3 protein-coding genes and 1 pseudogene are annotated in these 4,410 nt (G+C 69.4%); 3 read left to right on the plus strand and 1 reads right to left on the minus strand.

Annotation, left to right across the window (positions count from 1 at the left end):
• Positions 1 to 38: 38 nt before the first annotated feature.
• Positions 39 to 1,592, minus strand: a complete 1,554-nt coding sequence (locus U9980_RS18795; RefSeq protein WP_322769115.1) for an MFS transporter — start codon at positions 1,590 to 1,592, stop codon at positions 39 to 41.
• Between the two features lie 224 nt (positions 1,593 to 1,816).
• On the opposite strand from U9980_RS18795, the gene U9980_RS18800 reads away from it, so the two are divergent.
• The 3 genes and pseudogenes from U9980_RS18800 (at position 1,817) to U9980_RS18810 (ending at position 4,374) form a co-directional block, all read left to right on the plus strand.
• Complete coding sequence (locus U9980_RS18800) at positions 1,817 to 3,073, plus strand: cytochrome P450 (RefSeq protein WP_322769116.1); 1,257 nt, start codon at positions 1,817 to 1,819, stop codon at positions 3,071 to 3,073.
• Between the two features lie 697 nt (positions 3,074 to 3,770).
• A pseudogene (locus tag U9980_RS18805) lies at positions 3,771 to 4,037 on the plus strand (cytochrome P450); the annotation flags it as partial.
• Between the two features lie 91 nt (positions 4,038 to 4,128).
• A complete protein-coding gene (locus U9980_RS18810; protein WP_322769117.1) occupies positions 4,129 to 4,374 on the plus strand; it encodes a hypothetical protein in 246 nt (81 codons plus the stop codon).
• The last annotated feature ends 36 nt before the right edge of the window (positions 4,375 to 4,410 follow it).

Here is a 4,410-nt window from a genome sequence, read left to right on the forward strand (position 1 = left end):
TTCACAGCTTGTCCACGCTCACTGCCCGTCGTGGCTCATCACCCTGCGGCTGGCTCGGCTGGCCCGTCCGTCCCGGCTGCGGTGTAGCGCAGCGCGGGCGCCCGGGATTCGTCCGGGCCGCACAACGGTGCTGCCTCCAGGGGACAGCGGTGGATGTCGACGGCGGGCCGCCGCGCGGGGGCCGGCCGGCGGATCGTGAGGAAGGCGAGCAGGCCCCCGGTCACGCACATCCCCGCTGTGATCCACATGGCGGTGTGGAAACCGGCTGCCAGCTCGTCGGGGTTGGCGTAGGCGCTCGCGGAGATGCCCGCGACGACGGGCAGAGCGGCCACCGCGACAAGGCCGGCCACCCGGGAGACGTCGTTGTTGACCGCGGAGGCCACCCCCGCGTGTCGATCGCTGGCCGCGGCGAGGACCGTGGACGTCAGCGGCGCCACCGTCAGCGACAGCCCCAGCCCGAACACGGTCATCGCCGGCAGCACGGTACCGAGGTAGGTGCTCCCGGCGTCGACACGGGTGAGCAGCGCCAGGCCGGTACCGGCGACGATGGGGCCGACGGTCATGGGCAGGCGGGGCCCGATGCGCTGGGCGAGGCGGCCGGCCCGGGCCGACAGGGTCAGCATCAGGATCGTGACCGGGAGCAGGGCTGCGCCGGCCTCGATCGGAGAGAACCCGGCGACCTTCTGCAGGACGACCGGAAGCAGGAAGATCGAGCCCCCCAGCGCGCCGTAGACGACGAACGTCACCAGGTTGGCGGCGCTGAACTGGCGGGAGGAGAAGATCTCCAGCGGCAGCATCGGATGGGGGCTGCGTGCCTCCACCACGACCATCGCCACCAGCGCCGCGGCCCCGCCGATACCGGTGACGAGCACGGCCGGGGATCCCCAGCCCAGCGTGCTGCCCTCGGTGAGCGCGTAGATCACGCCGGCCAGGCCCAGCGCTGCCAGGAGCGCCCCGGGCAGGTCGAGGCCGGCGGCCGGAGCGGGATTACGGGTTTCGGGTACATGGCGCAACGACACCCAGAGCACGATCGCGGCGAGCGGAAGGTTGATCAGGAAGATCAGCCGCCAGGAGACGGCCTGGACCAGCCAGCCCCCGAGAAACGGGCCGATGGCGATGGCAACGCCACCCAGACCCGACCAGGCACCGATCGCCGCCGAACGGTCGTCGGGATGGAAGCTCGCTTCGATGATCGCCAGACTGCCGGGGGTCAGCAGAGCGCCACCGAACCCCTGGAGTGCCCGGGCCGCGATCAGCAGGCTGGCCGTTGGGGCGACCGCACACAGCAGCGAGGCGGCGGCGAACCACAGCACACCGATGAGGAACACCCGGCGCCGGCCGTAGCTGTCACCGAGCGAGCCGCCCAGCAGGAGAAAGCCGGCGAGGGTGAGGGTGTAGGCGTTAACCGTCCACTGCAGCCCTGCCAGGCCGGTGTCGAGGTCCGCGCCGATCCGGGGGAGGGCGATGTTGACGACGGTGGCGTCGAGCGCGGCGATGCTCGACCCGAGCACCGTGGCGAGCAGCACCCAGCGTCCGGCCGGCGAAGCGTAACGAAGGTTGATATCCGTGGCCCCATCCTCCACCAACGTCATGAACGCGACCACCGGACGGCGGTTGTTTGAACGGGCGGCGGCTGTTCGAACAACCGCGTTGACACACTCAATCAAACGATAGAACTCGGCCGGCGAATCTTGACGTTCGACGCCGGTGGGATCCAGCATGACGCGTGTCCTTCGCGGGTGCCACTGCGCACGCCCGGTCGATTGGCTACACCGCTGGCTACACCGCCGGTTCTCCTCACCGAACGGAGTTGCACGTGGACCTCGCCGGCACTCGGCACATCACTGCTGCCGCGGTCGAAGAAACCACCAGCGTTCAACACGCTGTCATCGACGCTTTCACGCCCGCATGGCGGCACGACCCGTACCGCAGTTATGACGTTCTGCGCGCTGCCGGTCCGTTTGTCCCGGGGCTGCTCGGCCCACACCTTGTACCGGGCTACGCCGAATGCGACGCCATCTTGCAGAATCCGGCCTGGAGCCACGCCGAGGAGTCCGAGCTGCTCCACCCGGACAGCGACGTGGAGCTGCCCGGATCCTTCCTCTGGATGGAGCCCCCGGACCACACGCGGCTGCGGGGGCTGGTGAGCAAGGCGTTCACCCCCCGCAGGATCGAGGGGATGCGCGGGCACGCGGAGCGGGTCGTGGCCGATCTGCTCGACAAGGCGTTGGCCGCCGGCGAGGTGGACCTTGTCGAGGCGTTCGCCTACCCGCTGCCGTTGACCATGGTGTGCGAGCTTCTCGGCGTGCCCGAAAGCGAGCACGCGGCCATCCGGCGGATGTCGGCCGGGATCGCCCGTGGTCTCGATCCCGACGTCCTGATGTCCGCGGACGAACTCGCGAACCGGACGGCCGCCGTCGGCGAGTTCCTGGACTTCTTCGGTGCTCTGGTGGCAGAGCGCCGGGCCCGGCCCCGTCAGGATCTCATCAGCGCGCTGGCCCAAGTTGAGGCCGAAGACGACCGACTCACGGCTGCGGAGATGCTCGGCACGCTGCTCGTGCTGGTCGTCGCCGGGCACGAGACCACGGTCAACCTGATCAGTAACGGGATCCTCGCGCTCATCCGTCATCCCGACCAGTTCGAGCTCCTGCGTCAGCAGCCGGACCTCGCCTTGCCGGCGGTGGACGAGATGTTGCGCTATGACGCTCCCGCACAGCTGACAACCCGCACGGCCCGCCAGGAGATCACCGTCTCCGGACACACGTTCGCCTCCGGGGACAGTCTCATCCTGATCCTCGGGTCGGCCAACCGGGACCCGCAGGCGTTCACCGATCCCGATCGCCTGGATCTGACCCGATATGCCCACCGGGGACGGGTGAACCGCCACCTGGCCTTCGGCCTCGGCCTGCACTACTGCATCGGCGCATCCCTGGTGCGCCTGGAGGTGGAAGTCGCGCTGCGCGCCATCGCCGCGCGGGTGTCTGCGTTCACGTTATTGGCTGATCCACCTCCGTACCGCCCGAACCTCGTGGTCCGCGGCATGTCGGAACTTCCCGTGCGCCTGAGCGCCTGAGCGCCTGAATCCGGCTCGAACGGCTTGCCTGAACGACAAGGAGCAGGGAATGACCACGGTGAGTCCCAGTCACGTTGAGTTCGACGGGTTCGATCCTGCCAACCGGGCCGACCCGTACCCGAGCTACCAGCGGGTCCGCGAGGCGGCCGGGCTGTCCCCGCTCTTCCTTCACGACGTCCCGGTCGCGTTGGTCAGCCGGTACGACGACTGTGCGGCGATCCTGGGAAGCCAGGACTGGGGCCACGGCCACGAGGACGGGCTGAGCCCCTTCTGGGACCAGGCTGCATCCCTGCCCGGCTCCTTCATCCGGATGGACCCTCCCGATCACCGGCGGCTGCGCAGGCTGGTCAACAAGGCCTTCAGCGCCCGCATGGTCGCAAGTCTCGCGCCGATGATCGACGAGCTGGTGGGCCGGCTGGTCGATGCCGCGCTCGAGGCCGGCGAGATCGACGTCATCCGGGACCTGTCCGCACCGCTGGCCGTCACCATGGTCGGTGGTCGGCTGCTGGGCGTCCCCGAACAGGACCGGCCGGCGCTGCGGAACTGGGAGCTGGCGATCGCCCGTGGCACCGACCCGGACGACCTGTTGTCGGCCCAGGACGTCGCAGACCGGAGCAGAGCCGGCCAGGAGGTCGTCGCCTACCTGCACGCCCTGATCGGGCAGCGGCGGGCGCACCCCACCGACGACCTGCTGAGCATGCTCGTCGGGGTGGAGGAACAGGGCGAGGTCCTCACCGCGGCCGAGGTGCTGGGCATTTGCGTGCTCCTGCTGGTCGCGGGCATGGAGACGAGTATCAACCTCATCGGCAACGGAATGATCGCTCTGCTGCGCAATCCCGACCAGCTGGCTCTGCTGCGCGAACGACCGGAGCTCACCTCTGCGGCCGTCGAGGAGATGCTTCGCTACGACACGCCCACCCAGTTCACGATGCGGGTCGCGCTCACCGAGACGACCGTGGCCGGGCACACCTTCGCCCGCGGTGACGGCGTGATCGTCCTGATGGCCTCCGCCGGCCGGGACCCGGACGGTCTACACCGATCCCGACCGTTTCGACATCACCCGGTACGCGGCTGCCCCGGCCCCTCGCCGCCATCTGGGCTTCAGCCTCGGTCTGCACTACTGCCTGGGAGCGCCGCTGGCCCGGATGGAGGCGGAAACCGCGATCCGCACGCTCATCGCGCGGGCCCCCGGCCTGTCTCTGGCCACCGACACCCTCACCTATCTGCCCAGCCTCATCCACCGAGGGGTGGTCTCGCTCCCGCTCGACCTTTCCGCGGGGTCTGCCCGGCAAACGGTGTAACAGCCAGGGTTTTTCGATCTTTGCGTGAGCTCAGGA

Origin of the sequence: Protofrankia sp. Cr1, from assembly GCF_963555865.1 — a bacterium.
Classification (GTDB): domain Bacteria; phylum Actinomycetota; class Actinomycetes; order Frankiales; family Frankiaceae; genus Protofrankia.

Coding starts and splice junctions, on each gene's coding strand:
- U9980_RS18795 (WP_322769115.1), bottom strand. CDS start 1,592: ATGACGTTGGTGGAGGATGGGGCCACGGATATCAACCTTCGTTACGCT.